Source organism: Pseudomonas brassicacearum (assembly GCF_000585995.1).
GTDB classification, from domain to species: Bacteria; Pseudomonadota; Gammaproteobacteria; order Pseudomonadales; family Pseudomonadaceae; genus Aquipseudomonas; species Aquipseudomonas brassicacearum_A.
The window spans coordinates 6,158,578-6,184,144 of sequence record NZ_CP007410.1; the positions used below are offsets into that span (position 1 = coordinate 6,158,578).

Below are 25,567 nucleotides of genomic sequence, written 5' to 3' on the forward strand. Positions count from 1 at the left end.
CCCCTCCCCAAGGCCCCCCATTCTTCAGACAAACCCAGTCGCTGATTTACGACTGCTGCGCAGCCGAACGGGGATAAATCCCCTCGCCACAGGTTATGCGGCGTCAAGGCAACCGCGACCTGAACCCAATTCAAAAAGAGGGTGCATTTCATGTCCCACGTATTCGACTACATCATCATCGGCGCCGGCTCGGCCGGTAACACCCTGGCCACCCGCCTGACCGAAGACGAGGGCGTCACCGTCCTGCTGCTCGAAGCCGGCGGCCCGGACTATCGCCTCGACTTCCGCACACAAATGCCCGCCGCCCTGGCGTTCCCGCTGCAGGGCCGGCGCTACAACTGGGCCTACGAGACCGACCCAGAGCCGCACATGAACGGTCGCCGGATGGAGTGCGGTCGCGGCAAGGGGCTGGGCGGTTCTTCGCTGATCAACGGCATGTGCTACATCCGCGGCAACGCCCTGGACTATGACAACTGGTCAAAACTGCCTGGTCTTGAGGACTGGACGTACCTGGACTGCCTGCCCTACTTCAGAAAAGCGGAGACTCGGGACATCGGCCCGAACGATTACCACGGCGGCGACGGCCCGGTCAGCGTGACCACGCCCAAGGCCGGCAACAACCCGCTGTTCCACGCCATGGTCGAGGCCGGTGTGCAGGCCGGTTACCCGCGTACCGAAGACCTCAACGGCTACCAGCAGGAAGGTTTCGGCCCGATGGACCGCACCGTCACGCCCAACGGCCGTCGCGCCAGTACCGCGCGCGGTTACCTGGATATCGCCAAGAAGCGCTCGACACTGACCATCGTGACTCACGCCCTGACCGACAAGATCGTGTTCGAAGGCAAACGCGCCGTCGGTGTGCGTTACCTGGTGGGCGCTGCCGAAGAGCGCGTCGAGGCCCGGGCGCGCAAGGAAGTGCTGCTGTGCTCCGGCGCCATCGCCTCGCCGCAGATCCTGCAACGCTCCGGCGTCGGTCCGGCCAAATTACTGGAAAGCCTCGACATCCCGGTGGTCCACGACCTGCCGGGCGTCGGTGAAAACCTCCAGGATCACCTTGAGCTGTACCTGCAATACGCCTGCACCCAACCGGTTTCGCTGTACCCGTCGCTGCTCTGGTACAACCAGCCGGCCATTGGTGCCGAGTGGCTGTTCAACGGCACCGGCATCGGCGCCAGCAACCAGTTCGAGGCCGGCGGTTTCATCCGCACCCGGCCGGATTTCGATTGGCCGAACATCCAGTATCACTTCCTGCCGGTGGCGATTAACTACAACGGCAGCAACGGTGTGAAGGAACATGGCTTCCAGGCGCACATGGGCTCCATGCGTTCGCCAAGCCGTGGCCGGGTCCAGGTCAAGTCCAAGGATCCACGCCAGTACCCGAGCATCCTGTTCAACTACATGGCGACCGAACAAGACTGGCAGGAATTTCGCGATGGCATCCGCCTGACCCGCGAGATCATGCAGCAGCCGGCGCTCGATCCGTTCCGTGGTCGCGAGATCAGCCCGGGTATCGAGGTGCAGACGGACGAGCAACTGGACCAGTTCATCCGCGAACACGCCGAAACCGCGTTCCATCCGTCCTGCTCGTGCAAGATGGGCACCGACGCCATGGCGGTGGTGGATGGCGAAGGTCGCGTGCATGGCATGCAGGGGCTGCGCGTGGTGGATGCCTCGATCATGCCGATCATCACCACCGGCAACCTGAACGCGCCGACGATCATGATCGCCGAGAAAATCGCCGACAAGATCCGTGGTCGCAAGCCATTGCCACGCAGCACTGCCCCGTACTACGTGGCCGGCGACGCGCCGGTGCGCGGCAAGCCGATGCGGGAAGTGGGGCCAATGGCCCAGTAAGACTCAGGACCGTCATCGCGAGCAAGCTCGCTCCCACATTGGATCTGCGGCAGACACAGATTTTGTGCCTGACAACCATCAACTGTGGGAGCGGGCTTGCTCGCGAAGGGGCCTTCACAGCCAACATCTTCACTGCCTGTCACACCGCTTTCGCGAGCAAGCCCGCTCCCACATTGGATCTGCGGCAGACACAGATTTTGTGGTCACTGAAGATCCTATGTGGGAGCGAGCTTGCTCGCGATAACGTCCGCCCTGACACCTCAGTATTCCCTTCTACCTTGATCCCGCCCCCACCCCAGGCCTAATCTAGAGCCGCCGCGTCAAATCACCGCACTGCGCCGCACCCTCGCTCCAGACAAGGAGGTTCCATGTTCGACTTCTACCCCCAGCTCAAGCAGCGTTTTGCTGCCTTGCGCACGGGCGCTGAATTCTTTTCCCTGCGTTATGTGCGCGAGTCCGGCCAGCATTTGTCGGTGCGCAAGAATGTCGCCGAACCGCCCAGCCTTGGCCGTGATGAAGGCGCGATGCTCACCGCGCGGGTCAATGGCGTCGAGGCGTATGCCGCCACCAACGATCTGTCCCTGGCCGGCCTGCAAGCGGCGCTGGAGCGGGCCGAGCAACAAGCCCGCCGGCTCAAGCCCCATGCCCTGCTCGACTTGCGCGAACAATCGGTGTCCAGCGACCGCGCCGATTACTGCTCGCCCCATTTCGACCAGGCCTTCCCCTCCCTGAGCGATTGCTACCAGTTGCTCGGTGCCGAGTCGGCCGCGGTGCCCCAGGACGAACGCCTGGTGAATTGGCAAGTCAGCATCGGCCTGACCCAGGTCGAACAGATCTACCTCAACAGCGCCGGCGCTGAACTGCGCCAGGCCCAGCGCTTTGTCTACCCGTCGCTGGAGGTCACCGCCTTCGACGGCCACGACAGCCAAACCCGCACCCTGGGCCGGGAAAACTTCGGCCAGCAAGGTGGCTTCGATGTGATCAGCCGCTGCGGCCTGATCGGCGCCGGGCCAAAAATCGCTGATCAGGCCCTGCAATTGCTGATGGCACCGAACACCCCGCAAGGCCCCCGCGACCTGCTGCTGATGCCCGACCAGATGATGCTGCAGATACACGAGTCCATCGGCCATCCGCTGGAGCTGGACCGCATCCTGGGGGACGAACGCAATTACGCCGGCACCAGCTTCGTCAAGACCAGCGACTTCGGACACCTGCAATACGGCTCCAGCCTGTTGAACGTGACGTTCGACCCGAACATTCCCGAGGAACTGGCGAGCTACAGCCATGACGACGACGGCAGTGCCGCGAGCAAACAATTCCTGATTCGTGAAGGTCGGCTGCTGCGCCCGCTGGGCGGTGCACTGTCGCAGTTCCGCGCTGGCCTGGACGGCGTTGCCAACAGCCGCGCCTGCGGTTGGAACCGCCCGCCCATCGACCGCATGGCGAACCTGAACATCGAACCCGGCGACCAGCCCCTGGAGCAACTGATCCAGGGCATCGAGCGCGGCGTGCTGATGCGCACCAACCGCTCCTGGTCCATCGACGATGCCCGCAACAAATTCCAGTTCGGCTGCGAGTGGGGCCAGTTGATTGAGAACGGCGAACTCAAGGGCGTGGTGAAGAACCCCAACTACCGGGGCATTTCCGCACAATTCTGGAAGAGCCTGCGCGCCGTGGGCGATGCCAGTACCTCCCAGGTCCTGGGCACACCGAACTGTGGCAAGGGCGAACCGAACCAGGTCATCCGTGTCGGCCATGCGTCGCCGGCCTGTGTGTTCAGCAACGTCGATGTGTTTGGGGGAGATGCCTGATGAGTACAGTCAATAATCAGGCTGGGGCGTTCAAGGCGCTGGTCGACTGGCTGCGCGACGCCCTGCATGGGCCGGAACAGTTCACCCTCGGCTACGCCGCCGAGTCCTCGGCCTTCGTGCGCTTCAACCATGGCAAGGTCCGCCAGGCCGGGCAAGTGCAACAGGCCAATGTCAGTTTCAAACTGATCGACGACGGTCGCCACGCCGACTTGCAGATCACCTTGTCCGGTGAAGCCGAGACGGATTTGCAACGCTTGGCCGAAGGCCTGCAACAACTGCGCGAAACCTTGCCGTTGCTGCCCCGCGATCCGTACCTGCTGCTCAATCACAACCACTGGCAGAGCCACAACGTACAGGACCATCCGCTGCCGGACACCGAGCAGGTCGTGGCCGAAATCACCCGCGCCGCCGAAGGCCTGGACCTGGTGGGGTTCTATGCCGCCGGGCCCATCAGCCGTGGCTTTGCCAGTTCTTCGGGGGCGTTCGGCTGGCATCAGGCCAACAGCTTCAACTTCGATTTCAGCCTGTTCCATGAAAACGGCCAGGCCGTGAAAGCCAGTTACGCCGGGCATGCGTGGAGCGGCGAAGGGTTTGCCCAGCGCTTCGAACAGGCCCGTCAGCAATTGGCGTTCCTGGGCCGACCGCTGCGAACGCTGCCGCCCGGCGAGTACCGCGCCTACCTGGCGCCGGCCGCGCTGGAAGAGATCATGGGCATGCTCAGCTGGGGCGGGTTCTCGGCCCGGGCGATTGCCAGTAAGCAGAGCCCGTTGCAGAAGTTCTACGCCAGCGAAGCCCACTTCAGCCCCACCGTATGGCTGCACGAGCAGGTCAGCGGCTCCTTGAGCCCGGCGTTTTCCGACGAAGGCTATCCTCGCAATGACCTGGCGCTGATCGCCAAGGGCACGGCCAATGCGCGGCTGGTCAACTCCCGCAGCGCCGCCGAATACGGCCTCACCACCAACGGCGCCAGCAGCTATGAATACCCCACGGCGCTGGTCATGCAGGAAGGTCTGCTGGAGCAGAAACACATCCTCGACGCCCTCGGCACCGGGCTGTACATCAGCAACCTCTGGTACCTGAACTACTCGGACCAGCCGGCCGCACGCCTGACCGGCATGACCCGCTTTGCCACGTTCTGGGTCGAGAACGGCCAGATTGTCGCGCCGGTCAGCACCATGCGTTTCGACGACAGTGTCTACAGCCTGCTCGGCTCACAACTCGAAAGCCTGACCCAAGAGCGGGAACTTCTGCTCTCGGCCAGCACCTACAGCCAGCGAGCCACGGCCTCGATGTTGTTGCCGGGGGCGCTGGTGAAGCGGTTGACCTTGACGTTGTAATGACCGGAGTTCGACCCCCTGTGGCGAGGGAGCTTGCTCGCGCTCGACGGCGCAGCAGTCGCAAAACCCTGCTGACCCAACGCACCTGAAACACCGCGGTGCCTGGTTTCAGGGTTGCTTCGCAACCCAGCGGGAGCAAGCTCCCTCGCCACAACAGCGGCACCTGTTCCTGATCAACACGCCATACAAGAGGTCCCATGCCCAACCGCGCACCGCTCGACGCCGTCACCGCCCGCTGGCTTCCGTGGGTCGTGGCAATCGCCTTCTTCATGCAGTCCCTGGACGGGACCATCCTCAACACCGCCCTGCCCGCCATGGCCCGTGACCTGGCGGAAAACCCGCTGCGCATGCAGGGCGTGATCATTGCCTACATGCTCACCGTGGCGCTGTTGATCCCGGCCTCGGGCTGGATCGCCGACCGCTTTGGCACCAAGAAGATTTTCTTCGGCGCGATCCTGTTGTTCAGCTTCGGCTCGCTGCTGTGTGCCCTGTCCAGTTCGTTGAGCATGCTGATCGGTGCCCGGGTCATCCAGGGCCTGGGCGGCGCGCTGATGCTGCCGGTGGGCAGGCTGGTGGTGCTGCGGGCCTACCCGCGCTCGGAACTGGTGCGGATCATGGGCTTCATCACCATTCCAGGCCTGCTCGGCCCGCTGATCGGCCCGACCATGGGCGGCTGGATGGTGGAGTACCTGACCTGGCACTGGATCTTCATCATCAACCTGCCGGTGGGCGTGATCGGTTGTTATGCGGTGTGGAAGTTCATCCCCGACCTGCGCGGCAGCGAGCGCACCCGGTTCGATGGCCTGGGGTTCCTGCTGTTCGGCGCGGCGATGGTACTGATCACCGTCGCCATGGAGGGCCTGGGCGAACTGCACCTGCCGCACCTGCGGGTGATGCTGTTGCTGTTCGGCGGCATGGCCTGCCTGGCGGCCTATTGGCTGCGGGCCGGGCACGTCGAGAATGCGCTGTTCCCGCCGTCGCTGTTCAAGACCCGGACCTTCGCCGTGGGCATCCTTGGCAACCTGTTCGCGCGTCTGGGCAGCGGCGCCCTGCCGTTCCTGGTGCCGTTGCTGCTGCAAGTGGCCCTGGGTTACTCGCCGTCCCAAGCCGGGATGAGCATGCTGCCCCTGGCGGCGGCGGCCATGGTTGCCAAATCCGTGGCCCGGCCGCTGATCGAACGCCTGGGCTATCGCATCGTCCTGACCGGCAACACCCTCGCCCTGGGCCTGATGCTGGCGAGCATGGGCCTGGTCAGCGAACAGACGCCGTATTGGCTGCTGCTGGCGCAACTGGCGGTGTTGGGGGCGATCAACTCGCTGCAATTCACCGCGATGAATACCGTGACCCTGATCGACTTGGACGACGCCAGCGCCAGCAGCGGCAACAGCCTGCTGTCGGTAGTGGCGCAACTGTCCCTGAGCCTCGGCGTGGCCTGCGCCGGCGCCTTGCTCGGCGGCTTTACGGCCCAGGTCGGTAACGACGGCGTGGACACGGTGCTGGGGGCGTTCCAGCTGACGTTCGTGACGGTGGGGATCATGGCGATGCTGGCGGCGACGATTTTTTCCCAGCTGTCGAAGCAGGATGGGCGGCGCGTCAAGCGGCCGGATGAGCATATCGAGCATTAATCCAGGCGCTTGGAACGCTGTCTGGGCATGTTGGCTCTTGTGGCGAGGGAGCTTGCTCCCGCTGGGGTGCGAAGCGCCCCCAAAATCGGTCAACACGGTGTAACTGAAATATCGCGTCGCCTGGGTTACGACTGCTGCGCAGCCGAGCGGGAGCAAGCTCCCTCGCCACAGGGGCCACACCACGTTCGTCCAGAACTTTCGAAAGAAGTGGCACGAGGCTGCTACACTGCGCGACATTTTGTTTTGCAGGCCAGTCCCGTGACCACCATTGCCACCGCTTTTAATACTTTGCCGCTGTCCGCCGCCATGCTGGCTAACCTCGAATCACTCGGTTATGCCCAGATGACGCCGATCCAGGCGCAGAGCTTGCCGGTGATTCTCAAGGGCATGGACCTGATCGCCCAGGCCAAGACCGGCAGCGGCAAGACCGCGGCTTTTGGCATCGGCCTGCTGAACCCGATCAACCCGCGCTTCTTCGGTTGCCAAGCGCTGGTGATGTGCCCGACCCGCGAACTGGCCGACCAAGTGGCCAAGGAAATCCGCCGCCTGGCCCGCGCCGAAGACAACATCAAGGTCCTGACCCTGTGCGGTGGCGTGTCTTTCGGCCCGCAGATCGCCTCCCTTGAACACGGCGCCCACATCATCGTCGGCACGCCCGGGCGTATCCAGCAGCACCTGCGCAAGGGCTCGCTGGTGCTCGACGGCCTCAACACGCTGATCCTCGACGAAGCCGACCGCATGCTCGACATGGGCTTCTACGACGCCATCGAAGACATCATCCAGCAGACCCCGGAACGCCGCCAGACGCTGCTGTTCTCGGCCACGTACCCGGTGGGCATCAAGCAACTGTCGTCCAAATTCATGCGCAACCCGCAGCAAGTGAAGGCCGAGGCGTTTCACTCCGACGCGCAGATCGAGCAGCGCTTCTACGAGATCTCCCCCGAGGAGCGCATGGACGCGGTGGTCAAGGTGCTGGCGCATTTCCGTCCGGCCTCCTGCGTGGCGTTCTGCTTCACCAAGCAGCAGGTCCAGGAAACCGTCGATCACCTGACGTCCAAAGGCATTTCCGCCGTCGGCCTGCACGGCGACCTGGAACAGCGTGACCGTGACCAGGTACTGGCGATGTTCGCCAACCGCAGCACCTCGGTGCTGGTGGCCACCGACGTCGCGGCCCGCGGCCTGGACATCGATGCCCTGGACATGGTGATCAACGTCGAGCTGGCCCGGGACTCGGAAATTCATATCCACCGCGTGGGTCGTACTGGCCGGGCCGGGGAAAAAGGCATCGCCATCAGCCTGGTGGCGCCGTCCGAAGCCCACCGCGCCCAGGCCATCGAGCAACTGCAGAAGTCGCCGCTGAGCTGGGATCAACTGGACAACCTCAAGTCCCAGGGCGGCGCTCCGCTGCTGCCGGTCATGAGCACCCTGTGCATCGGTGCCGGGCGCAAGGACAAAGTCCGCCCCGGCGACATCCTCGGCGCCCTGACCGGCGACGCCGGCATCCCCGGTGCCCAGGTCGGCAAGATCGCGATTTTCGATTTCCAGGCCTATGTGGCCGTGGAACGCGGCATCGCCAAGCAGGCGCTGCAACGCCTGAACGATGGCAAGATCAAGGGGCGGTCGTTGCGGGTGCGAATTCTCTGACCGCTGCTGATCCACCCTGTGGCGAGGGAGCTTGCTCACGCTGGGCTGCGCAGCAGCCCCAAAAGCGATGAACCCGGTGCTCCAGACAGTTCGCGTTCGTTGGTTTTGCGACCGCTTCGCGCTCGAGCGGGAGCAAGCTCCCTCGCCACAAGAGCAACCCCCTGCCAGACCCCAGATATTCAGAGGACACCGTTTTGCGCTCTACCGAAGTCGTGATCATTGGCGCTGGCGCCGCAGGGTTGATGTGCGCGCTAACCGCCGCCGCGCGCGGGCGGCAGGTGCTGTTGCTGGACCACGCCAACAAGGCCGGCAAGAAAATCCTCATGTCCGGCGGTGGACGCTGCAATTTCACCAACATGTACACCGAGCCGGGCAATTTTCTCTCGCAGAACCCACACTTCTGCAAATCAGCCCTGGCCCGCTACACCCAATGGGATTTCATCGCCCTGGTGGCCAAGCACGGCGTGCCCTATCACGAGAAAAAGCTCGGCCAGTTGTTTTGCGATAACAAGTCCAGCGACATCCTCGGCCTGCTGCTGGATGAATGCGAGCAAGCCGGCGTCAGCCTGCACCTGGACACCTCGATCACCCAGATCGAAAAAACCGCCGGCGGCTACCTGCTGCAAACCACCCTCGACGCCATCGCCTGCCAGTCCTTGGTGATCGCCACGGGCGGACTGTCGATCCCGACCCTGGGGGCGACCGGTTTCGGCTATCAGGTGGCGAAACAGTTTGGACATGAGTTGTTGCCGACCCGCGCCGGCCTGGTGCCGTTCACCATCACCGATCAGCTCAAGGCGCTGTGCACCGAGCTGTCGGGCACCTCGGTGGATTGCCTGGTGAGCTGCAACGACCAGAGCTTTCGCGAGAACATCCTGTTCACCCACCGTGGCCTGAGCGGCCCGGCGATCCTGCAGATTTCCTCGTTCTGGGAACCGGGGGACACGGTGCAGATCAACCTGCTGCCAGACCACGACGTGCCGCAATGGCTGCAACAGCAACAGGCCGAACGCCCCAACAGCGAACTGAAAACCCTGCTGGGCGAGCTGTTCACCAAGAAAATGGCCAACCTGCTGGCCGATACCTGGTTCGTCTCCAAACCCATGAAGCAATACACCCACGCGGAGCTGGCGGACATTGCCGAGAAGCTGGCGAGCTGGAATGTCGTTCCGGCCGGCACTGAAGGCTACCGTACCGCCGAAGTCACCCTCGGCGGCGTCGACACCCGGGAAGTCTCGTCCAAGACCATGGAGTCCCTGAAAAGCCCCGGGCTGTATTTCATTGGCGAAGTGCTGGACGTCACCGGGCACCTGGGCGGGTTCAACTTCCAGTGGGCCTGGGCTTCGGGTTATGCGGCGGCGCAGTACGTCTGATCCCAACCTGTGTCGAGCCTGCCTTTGTGGCGAGGGAGCTTGCTCCCGCTCGACTGCGCAGCAGTCGCAAGACAGGCACCTCGTGCTGTCTGAATAAACTCAGTGCATCAGAAAGGGCTGCTTCGCAGCCCAGCGGGAGCAAGCTCCCTCGCCACAGGTGCAGTGGACTCAGGTGCATCCCGGAATACTTTTTGCTGTCAGATGTGATCGCCGCCATTGCGTCGGCGTCATTACTGCCTCAATTTAGCGTCATTGCCCGTCAGGCCCGTGCACTTCATGTCATCGACCTCGTTTAGCCAGTCTCTGCGTCGCCTTTGGGCGTTGGATAAGTTCAGTTATAGCGTGCGGGTATTCATCGCCCTGACCGGCAGCATGGGGCTGTGCTGGTACCTGGATGAGATGGCGCTGCTGATTCCCCTGTTCCTGGGCATCATCGCCAGCGCCCTGGCCGAGACCGACGACAGTTGGCAGGGCCGCCTCACTGCGCTGGCCGTGACCCTGGTGTGCTTCACCGTCGCGGCGCTGTCGGTGGAGTTGCTGTTCCCCTACCCCATCCTGTTCATCATCGCCCTGGCCCTGGCGAGCTTTGGCCTGACCATGCTCGGCGCCTTGGGTGAACGCTATGGCGCGATTGCCTCGGCCACCTTGATTCTGTCGGTCTACACCATGATCGGCGTGGACCAGCGTGGTGGCGCGGTTAACGACTTCTGGCACGAGCCTCTGCTGCTGGTGGCCGGCGCTACGTGGTACGGCCTGCTTTCGGTGCTGTGGCAAGCACTGTTTTCCAACCAACCGGTGCAGCAAAGCCTGGCGCGGCTGTTTCGCGAGTTGGGACGTTACCTGAAACTCAAGTCCTCGCTCCTGGAGCCGATCCGCCAGCTGGACGTCGAGGCCCGTCGCCTGGAACTGGCCCAACAGAACGGCCGGGTGGTCGCGGCGCTCAACAGCGCGAAGGAAATCATCCTGCACCGCGTGGGCAATGGCCGACCGGGTTCGAAGGTCAGCCGCTACCTGAAGCTGTACTTCCTCGCCCAAGACATCCACGAACGCGCCAGTTCCTCCCATTACCCCTACAACGCCTTGGCCGAGGCGTTCTTCCACAGCGATGTGCTGTTCCGCTGCCAACGCCTGCTGCGCCAGCAAGGCAAAGCCTGCCAGGCGCTGGCCGAGTCGATCCAACTGCGCCAACCGTTCGTCTACGACCACACCTTCGCTGAAGCCCTCAACGATCTGCACGCGTCGCTGGAACATCTGCGCATCCAGAGCAACCCGGCCTGGCGCGGTTTGCTGCGTTCGTTGCGGGCACTGGCGGCGAACCTGGGCACCATGGACCGCCTGCTCAGCGATGCGAGCAACCCCGACGCCCTGGCCGACGCCACCGACAGCAGCCTGCTGGACCGCTCGCCGCGCAACCTCAAGGACGTCTGGCTGCGCCTGCGCACACAGCTCACGCCCACCTCGCTGCTGTTCCGCCATGCCCTGCGATTGCCCCTGGCCCTGAGCGTGGGCTACGCCGTGGTGCATATGATCCACCCGTCCCAGGGTTACTGGATCATCCTCACCACGCTGTTCGTTTGCCAACCCAACTACGGTGCCACCCGGCGCAAGCTCGGCCAGCGGATCATCGGCACCGCCATCGGCCTGACCGTGGCCTGGGCGCTGTTCGATCTGTTTCCCAACCCGCTGGTGCAATCGTGCTTCGCCATTGCCGCCGGGGTGGTGTTCTTTACCAACCGCACGACCCGCTACACCCTGGCGACGGCGGCGATCACCATCATGGTGCTGTTCTGCTTCAACCAGGTGGGCGACGGCTACGGGCTGCTGCTGCCGCGGCTATTCGATACCTTGCTCGGCAGCCTGATCGCCGGGCTTGCGGTGTTCCTGTTCCTGCCGGACTGGCAGGGCCGGCGGCTGAACAAAGTGCTGGCCAACACGCTGACCTGCAACAGCATTTACCTGCGCCAGATCATGCAGCAATACGCCGCCGGCAAAAGTGACGACCTGGCCTATCGCCTGGCCCGACGCAACGCCCACAACGCCGATGCCGCCCTGTCCACCACCCTGGCCAACATGCTGATGGAACCGGGGCATTTCCGTAAGGAAGCCGATGTGGGCTTCCGCTTCTTGGTGCTGTCCCACACCTTGCTCAGTTACCTGTCAGGCCTGGGCGCCCACCGAGGTACCGAATTGCCGGCGGATGTGCGCCAGCAGCTGATCGACGGGGCGGGAGTAAAACTGGCAACTAGCATCGACGAAATCGCCCAAGGCCTGGCGAGTAAAACGCCGATTGTGATCCAGAGCGACGAGGAGGAAGCCCTGGCCAACGAGCTTGAGCAGATGCCCGATGACATTGACGAAGGGCAGCGGTTGGTGCAGACGCAATTGGGGTTGATCTGTCGTCAGCTGGGGCCCTTGCGGACCCTGGCGGCGCATTTGATCAAGGACACCAGTGAGGCTTGAGAACTGTGGTGAATGGGCCGGCCTCTTCGCGAGCAAGCCCGCTCCCACATTTGGAATGCATTCTCCTGTGGGAGCGGGCTTGCTCGCGAAGGGGCCAGCCCAGGCAACTCATCCACTGGGCTCACATCCCATGTTGCTTCAGTAACCGCTCATAACTCCCATCCGCCTTCATCGCCGCAATCTCCCGATCAAACCCCGCCACGATCTGCTCATGCTCCGGGTTCTTGAGGCTGACCAGGATGTGCAGGCTGTTTTCACTCAAGGGCTTGGGCAGGAATTCCACGGCGTTACGCACCTTGGCGGATTCGCGGGACAGGTAATAACGGGCGACGTATTCGTCTTCCAGGGTCAACTTCACGCGGTCGGCCACCAGCATGCGCACGGCCATCGCGAAGTTATGCACAGGGACTTTCTGCATCTGCCGGTCTTCATCGAATGCCTTGGAGTAGGCGTAGCCGCGCACCACGGCGATGGGATAGGCATACAGCTGTTGCAGGTTGTCGAAATCGATCGGGGCGTCCTTGCGCTTGATGAAGCGCACCCGGTTGAGCAGGTATTCAGCCGAGAACTGGCCGATATGGGTGCGCTCTTCGCTGTACCAGGCGTTGATCAGCACGTCATAGCGTCCCTCACCGATGCCCAGCATCGCCCGGGCCCAGGGCACCTGTTCGAAATCAGTGGCATAACCGGCCCGCGCCAGCGCCGTGCTGACGATATCGGTCGCCAAGCCACCGTTGATCAACGTGGAATCGGTGAAGGGCGGCCAGCCATCGGCGACCAGACGCAACTTCTGTGCGCAAGCGTTGTGGCTCAGCAACAGCAACCCGATCAAACCAAGAGCTCGATGCAATCGCGGCATGCCAGACATCCTTGACGGGTTCAAAGCCCGGTTTGTTTTTAGCCGGAACTCCAAGGATATCCTCGGATATCCGGTCCTAACGTTAGCTCATTGAAACCGTTGCGCAGCCCTGGATCGAAGATTACACAAAGAAGACAACGCCGCGATAAAGGAATGATGGCATTTTGGCCTTTGTCACAGATTTTTTGCTGGATCTGGCGAGAGACTTCCGAAGACAGCGCGCTTAATATCGGCATCAGGTTCTTAAGGAAATTCAAAAAAATGGACATCGATTGGGTCTGCAAACACCACAGTGACCTGAGCAAGGAGCAGCTGTATGCCATCCTCAAGTTGCGTGCCGAAGTCTTCGTCGTCGAACAGAACTGTGCCTACCCGGACGTCGACGGCCTGGACCTGGAGGGCGACACCTGTCATTTGATGGCGTGGCAGGGCAATCACCTGGTGGCCTACCTGCGCTTGCTCGATCCGCACTCGCAAAACAGCGACGTGGTGATCGGGCGTGTGATCATCGCGCCAGAAGTCCGGGGCAAGGGATTGGGCCATCAACTGATGGAACAGGGACTCAAGCACGCCGAGAAGCACTGGCCCGGTACGTCGATCTCATTATCGGCCCAGGCGCATTTGCAGGGGTACTACGGGCGGTATGGGTTTGAACCGGTGGGGGTGGAGTATCTGGAGGATGGTATTCCACACATTGGAATGCATCGCCCCTGAGGGCGCCATCGCGAGCAAGCTCGCTCCCACAGGGATACGCATTCCAAATGTGGGAGCGAGCTTGCTCGCGATAGGGCCAGCCCAAACACCCCTTGCATTCAGGGATACTCGAGCACCGCCTTGATCCCCTGCAAATTCCCCTCGATCCAGCGCCGATCGATCGCCCCCCAATCGCGAATCCGGTAACACCCGGCGTGGTTACGGGCGCCTTCTTCCTGTTCGAACTCACACACAATATCCAGGTCCGCCAGCGCCGCAACGGTGTCCTGGGCGGTACGCCGCGGCATGCCGGTGACTTCGGTGAGCGCGGGGATGTTGCTGGCCACGCCGCTGTCGATCAGGTAGGCCACGTACAAACGGCGATAGAAGCTGCTTTTGGTCTTGCTGACGTCCATCCGGTCATTCCTTGTGTTGTTGCAGATCACGCCAGGTCAGGTACACCCGCAAGTCGAATTCCAACTGGTGATACCCCGGCAGCATGTGCTCGCAGAGCTGGTAGAACGCCTTGTTGTGGTCCGATTCCTTGAAGTGGGCCAACTCATGCACCACGATCATTTTCAGGAATTCAGGCGCCGCGTCCTTGAACAACGACGCAATGCGGATTTCCTTCTTGGCCTTGAGCTTGCCGCCCTGCACCCGTGAGACGGCGGTGTGCAGGCCGAGGGCGCGGTGGGTCAGGTCGAGACGGTTGTCGAACAGCACCTTATCGATGGCCGGCGCGTTGCGCAGGTATTGTTGCTTGAGTTCCTGCGCATAACCGTACAGAGCCTTGTCGCTCTGGACCGCATGTCGGTCGGGATAGCGCTGCTGCAGGTAATCGCCCAGCCGATCCTGGGCAATCAATTGCTGCACTTGTGCTTGCAGGGCGGCGGGATAGGCCTGGAGGTATTTGAGCGCAGTCATCGGTGGCAACACAGTCACAAAAGGCCGCCAGTGTAGCGAATTCAGGCCTGCACCGCGCTCCAGTCAAATGGCTTGGCAAAGGTATCGGTGTCTTCGGCCATCAGCGGTCGCGCCACGAGGAAGCCTTGCACATACTCGCAGCCATGGGTCTTGAGCCACAGGTATTGCTCCGGTGTCTCGACCCCTTCGGCGATCACCCGCAAGCCCAACTGTCGACACAGACCGATCACCGAAGCGGCCAGTGCCGCGTCCCGGGGCGAGTCAGGTAAACGGGCAATCAGGTGCCGGTCGAGCTTGAGGGTATCGAGTTCAAGGTCGCGCAGATGCGCCAGCGAGCACGGCCCCGAACCGAAGTCATCCAGCGCCACCCGCACCCCGAGGTGTCGCAGCAGCCGCAGTTGCTTATGGGTTTCGTCGGGGTTGCGCATCAGCGCGTCCTCGGTCACCTCCACCTCCAACTGTCGGGGCTTCAAGGCATGGCGATCGAGGACCTGGCGCAATTCGGTCACCAAGTTCGGCATGCCAAACTGGGTGCTGCTCAGGCTCACCCCCAACACCAGGTCATCAGCAAACATCCGCTCCCAGACTTTACGCTGGGCCGCGCTGCGATGATAAATCCAACTGCCCAGCCGACTGATCAACCGCGCCTCCTCCAGCAACGGCAGGAACAGCCCCGGGGGTACGTCGCCGACGCTCGGGTGCTGCCAGCGCAACAGCGCTTCGAACCCACGGATCCGGCCGTCGGCAATGGCCACCTGGGGCTGATAGACCATATTGAAGTCACGGTTCTCGATGGCCGAGCGCACGCTTTCCTCGAGCATCAGCCTTGAACGGGCTCGACCGTTCATTTCGTGATCATAAAAACGGTATTGCTGGCGGCCGGCACGCTTGGCTTCGTACATGGCGATGTCGGACGCGCGCAGCAAACCATCAAGATTGGACCCGCAATCCGGGTAGGTGGCGATGCCGATACTGGCCCCCAGCGCCACGTCCATGCCTTCGATCTGCTGACAGATCGAGACACGTTCGATGAGTTTTTCCGCGATCTTGGCCGCATGCTCCGGGAGCTCCAGGTCCAGCAGTGCCGTGAATTCGTCTCCGCCAAGCCGGGCCAGGATGTCGAACGGGCGCAGGCACGCTTTCAATTGTTCCGACACCCAACGCAACACCCGATCACCGGCGTCATGGCCCAGTGAGTCATTGACGCGCTTGAAACCGTCGAGATCCAGGTACAGCAACACCCAATTGCTTTCCGACCGTTCGCTGCGCATCAACAGGTTTTCCGCCGTCTGATAAAACCCCCTGCGGTTGAGCAAACCGGTCAATGGGTCAGTGACCGCCTGGAACTCGAGTTGCTGGTGCAAGTGGCGAACCACCGACATGTCCTGGAGTGTCACCACCATCGCCTTCTGCTCGGCGGGCAGCGGCGCACAGGACAAGGCCACTGACACTTGCTGCCCAGGCGCGGTGCGCAGGACAGCGTCGTGCAAACGCCAGGTTTCGCCACGGCCATAAGCAATGTGGATATCGGAACCGATCCATTCGGGGATATGAGGCTTCTGCAGGAAGTCCAGGAATGGCATCCCCTGCAACTGATCGACGGTGGCGTTGAGCAAACGGCACGTAGACGGGTTGGCGAAGCGGATACAGCCGCTCTCATCCACCACCAGGATCCCTTCGGCGGCGTTGTCCAGCACCGAGGCGTTGAACGCCCTGGCCGCCTCCAGATCCTGGCTCAGGCGCTGCAAGGCCCGGCGATTGCGTTGGTGTTCCAGCAACGCCTGGACCTTGGGCTTGAGGATCTGCGGGTCGAAAGGTTTGAACAGGTAATCCACGGCGCCACTGGCGTAGCCCTTGATCACCGCATCCTGGGATTGTTCGTTGGCGGTCAGGAAAATGATCGGCGTAAGCCGCGTGCGCTGGCTGCCGCGCATCAGGCGCGCCACTTCGAAGCCGTCCATGTCCGGCATCTGCACATCCAGCAGAACGAGGTCGATGTCGTGTTCGAGCAGCAGATTAAGGGCCTCGATACCCGAGGACGCGGTCATCACCTTCCAATCCTGACGCTGCAACAACGCTCGCATGCTGAGCAGGTTTTCGGGGTAATCATCAACAATCAAAAGGACAGAGCTGTCTTCGCCAAGCGGTGGTTGCGCGCATTCCATGCTGCTTCTCTTATCGGGCGCCACGTCCGTTTTTTACGTAGCAACGCGGACAAATACTGTGATCTCACTCTAGACCGTGAATCCCGAAAGCAGTAGGTGTCATCGCGCCATCATCCAGACAAAGCCCGAAATAGCCGACTAACGGTCACCCACCTCAGGCACAAAAGCTGCACAGACAACTTCGACGGACAATTGACGTCAGCCGTCTGCCGAACGGCTGTCGGCAGTTTCTTCCGTCGTTTGCCAATACGCCCGAAAAAGACCGGCCTAGAGCCTTGCTTTGTGGCGTGCAACTTTTTCATCGAGTGACAGAGGATCCCACCATGATCGATCTCTCAACCTGGAACCTGAGCATTCCCGAAGGCAGCCCGCCGGCCACCATCGAAACGTCCCAACTCGTGCAAGGGTTCCAGGACACGTATTTCCACTCCGACTCCGGCACGGTTTTTTTCTGGGCACCGGTGACCGGCGCCACAACCGCTAATGCTATTTATCCGCGCAGTGAACTTCGTGAAACCTACAGCAACGGCACTTTGCGCAATTGGCTGTACCCGGCGGCGGACAACAAGCTGGCTGCCACCCTGGCCGTCAGCCAGGTGCCCAGCACCGGCAAGCTCGTAATTGGCCAGATCCACGCCAAGGACAGCACCAGCCCGATGGTGAAACTGGAATACCAATACAAAACCTACAGCTCCACCGGCAACATCGTTGCCAAGGTGCGCATGCGCCCGGACGACGAAACAGGCCAGGTCATCACCATCGCCACGGGCATCAAGCTGAATCAATCCTTCTCTTACCTAATCCACCTCAGCCCCGCCGGCGTCCTGACCATCAATGGCGCGGGTTACCAGTGGAGCTCTCCCATCAGCTCCACTTGGAGCGACAAACCGCTGTACTTCAAGGCGGGCGTGTACGTGCAGGACAACACCGGTTATCCCACCGAAGGCGGGAACGTGACGTTCAGCCTGCTGGATATCGATCACATCTAGGCGCTTTGCGTGGCGCCATGGCAGCAACGCAATGCTGCCCGCCCGGGCGACCCTATCAATGCACAATCGTTCATGGCGAGCTCGAAACTACCGACTAACGGTTATCCATCCAGGCACAGATGCTGCAAACGACCTATTCGACGGACATTTGACGTCAAACATCCGCCGGATGGTTATTCAAAAAACTCCTTCCTGCGTGATCAACACACTCCAAATGCTCGGAGTAGAGCCTCCCGCTTTGGTACTCAGCACTTTTACGCCCGTTACGCAGGATCCGACCATGATCGATCTGAACACTTGGAACTTGAGCATCCCCGAAGGCAGCCCGGCAATGACCATCGAAACGCCTCGGCTGGCACAAGGATTCAAGGACGACTATTTCCACTCCGACACCGGCACGCTGTTCTTCTGGGCGCCGGTGACCGGCACCAAGACTGCAAACGCGATTTATCCACGCAGCGAATTGCGAGAAACCTACAGCGACGGCACCCTGCGCAATTGGTTGTATCCGGCGGCGGACAACATCCTGCGTGCTGCAGTAACCGTCAACCAGGTGCCCAGCAGCGGCAAGATCGTGATCGGTCAGATCCACACCAAAGACAGCACCAGCCCCATGGTGAAACTGGAGTACCAGTACAAAACCTACAGCTCCACCGGCAACATCGTCGCCAAGGTGCGCATGCGCCCCGACGACGAAACCGGCCAGGTCATCACCATCGCCACTGGCGTGAAGCTCGACCGCAGCTTTACCTACATGATCCATCTCAGTCCGAAGGGCGCACTGGGCATCAGCGCGGCAGGCTACAACTGGAGAACCACTATCGACCCGTCCTGGAAGGTCAAGCCGCTGTACTTCAAGGCGGGCGTGTATGTGCAGGACAACACCGGCTACACCACCGAAGGCGGAAAAGTGACGTTCAGCCTGCTGGAAATCAACCACAACATCTGATCGTTTTTCCTGGCGCCATGGCAGCACGGATGCTGCTTGCGTCGCCCCCTCCCCACGCTTCGCATTCGCACCTCACCCTCGATCGAGCACACGACCCGCAGCAGTGCCATATCGCTATCGTTCAAAAAAAATCCGCTTTAACCGACTAACGGTCGCTTGTCTCGGGCACCAAAGCGGCAAACGCCACTCTGACGGTCTGCTGACGCCAACCCTCCGCCGGAATCACGTGAAAAACGTTCGATCCTGCTTCCTCCTGGCGTCTGCCAAAGCGCGTCTTAGAGCCTCCGGCTGTGGCGTAAATCATTTCTTATGTACAGAAAGGATCCGAGCATGGTCGATCTTGCAACCTGGAACTTGAGCATCCCCGAGGGCAGCCCGCCGAAAACCATTGAAACGCCTCGGCTGGTGGATGGGTTCAAGGATAAATATTTCAACTCCGAAGGCAGCACGGTGTATTTCTGGTCACCTGTCACCGGCACCAAGACTGAAAACGCGGTCTACCCGCGCAGCGAATTGCGGGAGACTTATAAAGACGGCACCTTGCGCAACTGGCTGTATCCCGATGCCGACAATAAATTGAGCGCGACCCTGGTCGTCAATCAGGTGCCCAGCAGCGGCAAGATCGTGATTGGGCAGATTCATGCCAAGGACAGCAGCAAACCGATGGTGAAACTGGAGTACCAGTACAAGGATGACGGCAAGACTGGCGATATCGTTGCCAAGGTCCGCATGCGTCCTGATGACGATGAGGGTCGGGTTATTACTGTGGCCAGCGGCGTGAAGCTTTCCCAGTCCTTCAGTTATCGGCTTCACCTTGATCGAACCGGCGACTTGGGTATTACTGCGGCGGGTCGTAGTTGGTACACCACCATCAGCTCCCAATGGAAGGTCAAACCGTTGTATTTCAAGGCTGGCGTGTATGTGCAGGACAACAGTGGGTATACCAGCGAAGGTGGGAAGGTGACGTTCAGTAAGTTGGATATCGATCACAACACTTGACCTGAGTGCTTTCGATAGAGAGCTACCGTGTGTATATCCGTTGCTGCGGTCACGGCTACTGGCGGTTCCGCTCTTACAGCGGCTCACTTTTGAGAAGCGCAAAAGTAAGCAAAACGCTCTTGCCCCACCACTCGGTGCCTCGCTTAGGCTCGGCATGCCCTCTCTCCGGCATTGCTCCGTGGGCCCGCCGCGAAGGGCCATCCATGGCCCAGCGCGGCTATCCCGGCATCCATGCCGGGATGCCCACTACGCAATGCCTGCGTTCGGCCAGCGTGGTTTAACGGGGCGCCCCAGATCAAAAGCACGCCCGAGGCGGCCTTATAGCCGACCTGTCTCTTTGTCGTACTCCGCTCCAATTGTGGGAGCGAGCTTGCTCGCGATGGCGGCCTGACAGCCGACTAGGATTTGGGGGATGGCCGGAGATTTTGATCGTTCCCCCGGCCTTCTGAAAATCTCGTAGGAATCCCCCTTTGTGGCGAGGGGATTTATCCCCGCTGGGCTGCGAAGCAGCCCCTCTTTTCGTCAGACCGACCCCATGCCCAGGGGTTTACGGCGGCTGCGCCACCGAGCGGGAGCAAGCTCCCTCGCCACAGAGGTTGTGGGCGTCCTACAGGTCGGTTGTCGCGTCAAAAATCCCCTTCTATAGTTCGGTTCACCTGCTGGCTTTGGTTAGCGGAGGGTTTCGCAGCCCTATCGAGGAATACATGGCATTTCTTTTTCTTCGAGGACTTCAACCTTATGTCGACAAATCAATCATCCAACAGCTTCACCCCGCTAACCCCAATCGCCACCACCCACCCCGTCCTGTTCATCGATAAAACAGCCCCACTGACCGAACTCCACGCCTGCGCCAGCGAACGCCTGCACGCCACCCTCGACTACCTGACGCTCATGGCCTGCACCACACTGCGCGATTCAGCAGAGACCGACATCAACACCATAACCAACATCGCCCGGATCATGGTCCAGGATGTAGCGGATGTTTTTGGAGTGATTGAACAGCGCGGGCTCGAAGGGCAATAAAGCTCCTCTGGTGGGAGCGAGCTTGCTCGCGATAGCGCTGGATCATCCGCAGGGATTTGACCGACACGGCGCTATCACGAGCAAGCTCGCCCATTTTGAAATCGAAGAATCAAATCCAGGGGATTCATCATGCACAGCACCCAACAGCTCAGCATCACTCTGCCTAACCAGTTGACCGAAAGGGTGAAAGCCAAGGTGGCTGCTGGTGAATACGACACTGAAAGCGAAGTCATTCGTGATGGCCTCCGGGCGCTGCTGGCCCGTGATCGCGCTCTGGAAAACTGGCTCGTAGGCCAAGTAGCCCCCGCTTACGATGCATTGAAAGCTGATCTCTCACGCGCGCTGAGCGTCGATGAAGTGCGCTCCCGATTGGCGGCAGAGCACCAGAGTGCCACTATAAAATCATAGTGATATATAGCGGCGTAGGGCTCTCCGAACTGAAGGTTTCCCCAGTCACAATCGTCACCACCGCTGGATCTTTTCCGCGATCATGACGTAATGGATTGACATATCTAAATTCCTATTTTGTTCATAGAGCACATGCGAGGTTAAAAAAATCGTCTATCAACCTGTCAATCCTGACAGTAGCGCACAGTTCGATCTCAGAGCAGGATGTTCGATAACGGCGATCAGGACATTCGCGCCTGCGCTGAACCGTATATAAGGAGCACATCATGCAAGATGACATCGGTCGTAAAACTAGAGCCTCCGATAAAACAATCGGCGGAACCCTTGGCCTGAAAGCCGTAGATATTGAACGTGGCACCTATAAAATTTACTCCAATTTGGATTACAGGATGCTGGTGGACATGTCGTTAACCGCAAACGCAGATGGCACTCACAACGTGAAATTATACCGAGACACCAACGCACTCGAATCCACATGGTTCATTGACCTACCAGCCTACAGAGATTTCGAAATTTCCAATAAAAGAAATGAGTCATTAAAACTCGCAAAGGCTCGGTCAGATAACGACTATAACGCAGTAGCAGATCCTGCCCCGGACGATGACCGGGACCAGTGGTATTTTGCTGACGCGGGCTCTGGAGTGGTCTATATAATAAATGAGCCGTACCGTTCAGCCTTGGAAGTTATGGACGACAACGCCCCGAGCAATGCCAACATCGCCCTCCGTCCGTTCAATGGAGAAGATCAACAAAAATTTAGACTCATGAAGCTTTAATAAACATCATCCCAATACAAGAAGTCACCCCTTTGCCTCTAACGTTCTCAATAGATAGAACAAGAATCAAGAAACGCCGTTGATGTACACTCTGACAAACCAACCTATCAGCGGACAAATAAAACATTGCAACTCTAAGCTACGCTAAGGATTGAAGAGTTGTCAGCACAGTTGGTCAACTCACTCGTAGGAGGGGTGGATATTCAAAGGATTCCGCCTTTTCTTGCGACTCTGCCACTAAAAGAGCCAGAAGAACTTATTCCTAAATACCGTGTAACTGGACGAACACCGATCAGCACGCCAATCAGGCCAATTGTTATTAGCTGTAGTCCTTTGCGCGCCGTAGCGGGCGTATCCTCCCCAAGGCAGTTGAATTTAGAATCAACACAATGTCGCCTATAACGGACTTTTTCTAAGATCAGACTCTTTACGTCCTTTATAACAGATATTTCAAGCCCTCGATGTGAACGTACCGAAGCCGAATGCCGTCCGTAAAAAAACCCGCATCACTGCGGGTTTTCTCACACCACTAAAGCCTCAGTTGACCTTAGCGTTCAACTCACCCTTCAAATACCGCTGATACATCGCTTCCAGCGAAATCGGCTTGATCTTCGAAGCATTACCCGCCGTCCCAAACGCCTCATACCGCGCAATGCACACATCACGCATCGCAGTCACGGTAGCGCCAAAGAACTTACGCGGATCAAACTCGCTCGGATTGGTCGCCATCAAACGACGCATGGCACCGGTAGAGGCCAGACGCAGGTCGGTGTCGATGTTGACCTTGCGCACGCCGTACTTGATGCCTTCGACGATTTCTTCAACCGGCACGCCGTAGGTTTCTTTGATGTCGCCGCCATACTGGTTGATGATCGCCAGCCACTCTTGCGGTACCGAGGACGAACCGTGCATCACCAGGTGGGTGTTGGGGATGCGCTTGTGGATTTCCTTGATGCGGTCGATCGCCAGCACGTCGCCGGTAGGCGGCTTGGTGAACTTGTAGGCGCCGTGGCTGGTGCCGATGGCGATGGCCAAGGCGTCAACTTGGGTCTTCTTGACGAAGTCCGCAGCTTCTTCCGGGTCGGTCAGCATCTGGCTGTGATCCAGCACGCCTTCGGCGCCGATGCCGTCTTCTTCACCGGCCATGCCGGTTTCCAGCGAGCCCAGGCAACCCAGTTCGCCTTCCACCGAAACGCCGCAGGCGTGGGCCATGGCGACGGTTTGCTGGGTGACGCGCACGTTGTATTCGTAATCGGTCGGGGTCTTGCCGTCTTCGCCCAGGGAGCCGTCCATCATGACCGAGCTGAAGCCCAGTTGAATGGAGCGCTGGCAGACGTCCGGGCTGGTGCCGTGGTCCTGGTGCATGCACACCGGGATGTGCGGGAATTCTTCGATCGCCGCCAGGATCAGGTGACGCAGGAACGGCGCACCGGCGTATTTGCGGGCGCCGGCCGAAGCCTGGACGATCACCGGAGAGTCAGTCTTGTCAGCGGCTTCCATGATGGCGCGCATCTGCTCAAGGTTGTTGACGTTAAAGGCTGGGACGCCGTAGCCGAATTCGGCTGCGTGGTCCAGCATCTGACGCATGCTGATAAGTGCCATTGTGTATGTCTCTCCCGGTCGAGGGTCGTTAATCGTGCCAGCCTGCCGGAGCGGCGGCGGCTATTCAAGTCATTGCGGATCGGGGGGCGGCCCCGGCCTGCGTGTTCGGTGAAACAAAATCTCAAAACTATAGAGGCCCCTGTGGGAGCGGGCTTGCTCGCGAATGCGGTTTCACATTCAGCGGATATGCAAGCTGACCCGCCGCATTCGCGAGCAAGCCCGCTCCCACATTGGACCTCTGTGGATCAATTGGCCTTGCAACCACGGCCAATCAAGTCATTGGTGGCGACCCAATACACCAGGCCTTCCTCACCCTTGACGTGAAAAGCCAGCATGTCGTCGCTGTACAGCGAACCTTCAGCACCCGGCTCAAGCTTCAGGCGATAAACCTTATCGGCGCCGCCCAGGCGTACATCGACTTCCTTGTGGGCGGTATCGGTGTAGCGCCAGAGCACTTTGGCCTCGCTGTCACAGGTCCAGGTCGTCCAGCTGTCCGCCGCAGGTTCGGATGAGAGTGACAAACCCAACTGCGCGCAACCGGCCAACATTGCCAACGCCACAACGGCGATCAAGCCTTTCATCCGTGTTCCTCGACTGACCGCACACGCTGCCAGCCATGAGTTAAGAGTCAGACCCGTCAAGGACAACCATGTTCCTTGGCGGGGGTTTGCGTCTCGTATTTATCCAGGCCATCGGGCCCGGAACGCTTGTTCAGCACCGGGTTGGTCTCGGCCTGCCAGTCTGCCTGGTAGCAACCCTCTTCAGGCGCCGGCGTCCCGGTTTCCGGGGCCGACGGGGCCTTCGGGCTGCTCGAGCAGGCCACCAACATCGTCACGGCCATTAGCAACGTGAACGTCTTGACCATTACCACACTCCTTTGCCTGGTCAACGCAGCTTCAGGCCTTGGCCCGGCTTTCCAGGACTTCCACGGCCGGCAGTACCTTGCCTTCGACGAATTCGAGGAACGCGCCACCACCGGTAGAAATGTAGGAGATCTGATCGGCCACGCCATATTTGTCGATGGCCGCCAGGGTGTCGCCGCCACCAGCGATAGAGAACGCGGAGCTTTCGGCGATGGCCTGGGCCAGCACCTTGGTGCCGTTGCCGAACTGGTCGAACTCGAACACACCGACCGGGCCGTTCCACAGGATAGTCTGGGAAGATTTCAACAGTTCGGCGAAATGGGCGGCAGTTTGCGGACCGATGTCGAGAATCATGTCGTCCTCGGCCACATCAGCGATCAGCTTGACGGTGGCGGTGGCGCTTTCGGCAAATTCCTTGGCCACCACTACGTCCACCGGCAACGGCACGCTGACTTTGGCGGCGATTTCCCGGGCGGTGTCCAGCAGGTCTGGCTCGTACAGGGACTTGCCGACCGGATGACCGGCCGCGGCCAGGAACGTATTGGCGATGCCGCCGCCGACGATCAATTGGTTGCACACCTGGCTCAGGCTGTTGAGCACGTCGAGCTTGGTGGAAACCTTGGAGCCGGCCACGATGGCGGCCATTGGCTGGGCCGGGGAGCCCAGGGCCTTGCCCAGCGCGTCCAATTCGGCGGCCAGCAGCGGGCCGGCGGCGGCCACTTTGGCGAACTTCGCCACGCCGTGGGTCGAACCCTCGGCGCGGTGGGCGGTGCCAAAGGCGTCCATCACGAACACGTCGCACAGGGCCGCGTATTGCTGGGCCAGTTCGTCAGCGTTCTTTTTCTCGCCCTTGTTGAAGCGCACGTTTTCGAACAGCACGACGTCGCCGGCCTTCACGTCCACGCCGCCCAGGTAGTCAGCGACCAGTGGCACGTCACGGCCCAAGGCCTTGCTCAGGTAATCGGCTACCGGCTTGAGGCTGTTCTCGGCCGAGAATTCGCCTTCGGTCGGACGGCCCAGGTGCGAGCAGACCATCACGGCCGCGCCTTTTTCCAGGGCCAGCTTGATGGTCGGCAGCGAAGCCAGGATGCGCGCGTCGCTGGTGACAACACCGTCCTTGACGGGAACGTTGAGGTCTTCGCGGATCAGTACGCGCTTACCTTGCAGATCGAGGTCGGACATCTTCAACACGGTCATGGGTCGCAATTCCTGG

Annotated in this window: 22 protein-coding genes; 14 read left to right on the plus strand and 8 right to left on the minus strand. The window is 60.6% G+C overall.

Going from position 1 to position 25,567, the window contains the following annotated elements; translation table 11 throughout:
* Nucleotides 1–150 precede the first annotated feature (150 nt).
* From betA to yccS, 7 genes are all read left to right on the plus strand, one after another.
* Nucleotides 151–1,854, plus strand: coding sequence for a choline dehydrogenase (betA, locus tag CD58_RS26525; protein ID WP_025215898.1), 1,704 nt, complete (start codon nucleotides 151–153; stop codon nucleotides 1,852–1,854).
* Between the two features lie 368 nt (nucleotides 1,855–2,222).
* Nucleotides 2,223–3,665 (plus strand): TldD/PmbA family protein, encoded by a 1,443-nt coding sequence (locus tag CD58_RS26530; RefSeq protein WP_025215899.1) that lies wholly within the window; start codon nucleotides 2,223–2,225, stop codon nucleotides 3,663–3,665.
* Nucleotides 3,665–5,002, plus strand: a complete 1,338-nt coding sequence (locus tag CD58_RS26535) for a TldD/PmbA family protein (RefSeq protein WP_025215900.1) — start codon at nucleotides 3,665–3,667, stop codon at nucleotides 5,000–5,002. Before CD58_RS26530 ends, CD58_RS26535 begins: the two co-directional genes overlap by 1 nt.
* Nucleotides 5,003–5,199: 197 nt before the next feature.
* Nucleotides 5,200–6,627: a multidrug transporter subunit MdtD gene (gene mdtD, locus CD58_RS26540; protein WP_025215901.1), complete on the plus strand. Its 1,428-nt coding sequence runs from the start codon at nucleotides 5,200–5,202 to the stop codon at nucleotides 6,625–6,627.
* Nucleotides 6,628–6,933: 306 nt separating this feature from the next.
* Nucleotides 6,934–8,271 carry an ATP-dependent RNA helicase DbpA gene (gene dbpA, locus CD58_RS26545; RefSeq protein WP_235195335.1) on the plus strand — a complete coding sequence of 446 codons (1,338 nt, stop codon included), beginning with the start codon at nucleotides 6,934–6,936 and terminating at the stop codon, nucleotides 8,269–8,271.
* A 194-nt stretch (nucleotides 8,272–8,465) separates the two neighbouring features.
* Nucleotides 8,466–9,644 carry an NAD(P)/FAD-dependent oxidoreductase gene (locus CD58_RS26550; RefSeq protein ID WP_025215903.1) on the plus strand — a complete coding sequence of 393 codons (1,179 nt, stop codon included), beginning with the start codon at nucleotides 8,466–8,468 and terminating at the stop codon, nucleotides 9,642–9,644.
* Nucleotides 9,645–9,920: 276 nt separating this feature from the next.
* Nucleotides 9,921–12,104, plus strand: a complete 2,184-nt coding sequence (gene yccS, locus CD58_RS26555; protein WP_025215904.1) for a YccS family putative transporter — start codon at nucleotides 9,921–9,923, stop codon at nucleotides 12,102–12,104.
* A 121-nt stretch (nucleotides 12,105–12,225) separates the two neighbouring features.
* Here the strand turns inward: yccS and CD58_RS26560 are convergent, their stop codons facing one another.
* Complete coding sequence (locus tag CD58_RS26560) at nucleotides 12,226–12,963, minus strand: substrate-binding periplasmic protein (protein ID WP_025215905.1); 738 nt, start codon at nucleotides 12,961–12,963, stop codon at nucleotides 12,226–12,228.
* 261 nt (nucleotides 12,964–13,224) lie between these two features.
* Between CD58_RS26560 and CD58_RS26565 the strand changes: the two genes are divergently transcribed.
* Nucleotides 13,225–13,677, plus strand: coding sequence for a GNAT family N-acetyltransferase (locus CD58_RS26565; protein ID WP_025215906.1), 453 nt, complete (start codon nucleotides 13,225–13,227; stop codon nucleotides 13,675–13,677).
* 98 nt (nucleotides 13,678–13,775) lie between these two features.
* Here CD58_RS26565 and CD58_RS26570 read toward each other — a convergent pair whose 3' ends face one another.
* From CD58_RS26570 to CD58_RS26580, 3 genes are read right to left on the minus strand one after another with little or no spacing between them, the layout of a single operon-like run.
* Nucleotides 13,776–14,072: a winged helix-turn-helix domain-containing protein gene (locus CD58_RS26570; protein WP_025215907.1), complete on the minus strand. Its 297-nt coding sequence runs from the start codon at nucleotides 14,070–14,072 to the stop codon at nucleotides 13,776–13,778.
* Nucleotides 14,073–14,076: 4 nt separating this feature from the next.
* Entirely contained in the window at nucleotides 14,077–14,580 is a 504-nt protein-coding gene (locus CD58_RS26575) for a M48 family metallopeptidase (RefSeq protein WP_025215908.1), read from the minus strand.
* Nucleotides 14,581–14,621: 41 nt separating this feature from the next.
* Nucleotides 14,622–16,745, minus strand: a complete 2,124-nt coding sequence (locus CD58_RS26580; protein WP_025215909.1) for a putative bifunctional diguanylate cyclase/phosphodiesterase — start codon at nucleotides 16,743–16,745, stop codon at nucleotides 14,622–14,624.
* A gap of 323 nt (nucleotides 16,746–17,068) precedes the next feature.
* On the opposite strand from CD58_RS26580, the gene CD58_RS26585 reads away from it, so the two are divergent.
* The 6 genes from CD58_RS26585 (at nucleotide 17,069) to CD58_RS26610 (ending at nucleotide 21,889) form a co-directional block, all read left to right on the plus strand.
* Complete coding sequence (locus CD58_RS26585) at nucleotides 17,069–17,734, plus strand: polysaccharide lyase family 7 protein (protein WP_025215910.1); 666 nt, start codon at nucleotides 17,069–17,071, stop codon at nucleotides 17,732–17,734.
* 280 nt (nucleotides 17,735–18,014) lie between these two features.
* A complete protein-coding gene (locus CD58_RS26590; protein ID WP_025215911.1) occupies nucleotides 18,015–18,683 on the plus strand; it encodes a polysaccharide lyase family 7 protein in 669 nt (222 codons plus the stop codon).
* 330 nt (nucleotides 18,684–19,013) lie between these two features.
* Entirely contained in the window at nucleotides 19,014–19,682 is a 669-nt protein-coding gene (locus CD58_RS26595; RefSeq protein WP_025215912.1) for a polysaccharide lyase family 7 protein, read from the plus strand.
* A gap of 738 nt (nucleotides 19,683–20,420) precedes the next feature.
* Entirely contained in the window at nucleotides 20,421–20,705 is a 285-nt protein-coding gene (locus tag CD58_RS26600) for a hypothetical protein (RefSeq protein ID WP_025215913.1), read from the plus strand.
* 129 nt (nucleotides 20,706–20,834) lie between these two features.
* Complete coding sequence (locus tag CD58_RS26605; protein WP_025215914.1) at nucleotides 20,835–21,113, plus strand: ribbon-helix-helix domain-containing protein; 279 nt, start codon at nucleotides 20,835–20,837, stop codon at nucleotides 21,111–21,113.
* A gap of 266 nt (nucleotides 21,114–21,379) precedes the next feature.
* The gene (locus CD58_RS26610; RefSeq protein ID WP_025215915.1) at nucleotides 21,380–21,889 is read left to right on the plus strand and encodes an RICIN domain-containing protein; all 510 of its coding nucleotides are present in this window, start codon (nucleotides 21,380–21,382) and stop codon (nucleotides 21,887–21,889) included.
* A 537-nt stretch (nucleotides 21,890–22,426) separates the two neighbouring features.
* Here CD58_RS26610 and fba read toward each other — a convergent pair.
* From fba to CD58_RS26630, 4 genes are all read right to left on the minus strand, one after another.
* Entirely contained in the window at nucleotides 22,427–23,491 is a 1,065-nt protein-coding gene (fba, locus tag CD58_RS26615; RefSeq protein ID WP_003177554.1) for a class II fructose-bisphosphate aldolase, read from the minus strand.
* A gap of 245 nt (nucleotides 23,492–23,736) precedes the next feature.
* Nucleotides 23,737–24,072 carry an MliC family protein gene (locus CD58_RS26620; RefSeq protein WP_025215916.1) on the minus strand — a complete coding sequence of 112 codons (336 nt, stop codon included), beginning with the start codon at nucleotides 24,070–24,072 and terminating at the stop codon, nucleotides 23,737–23,739.
* A 56-nt stretch (nucleotides 24,073–24,128) separates the two neighbouring features.
* Complete coding sequence (locus CD58_RS26625; RefSeq protein WP_025215917.1) at nucleotides 24,129–24,356, minus strand: hypothetical protein; 228 nt, start codon at nucleotides 24,354–24,356, stop codon at nucleotides 24,129–24,131.
* Between the two features lie 31 nt (nucleotides 24,357–24,387).
* Complete coding sequence (locus CD58_RS26630; protein WP_025215918.1) at nucleotides 24,388–25,551, minus strand: phosphoglycerate kinase; 1,164 nt, start codon at nucleotides 25,549–25,551, stop codon at nucleotides 24,388–24,390.
* Nucleotides 25,552–25,567: the final 16 nt, after the last annotated feature.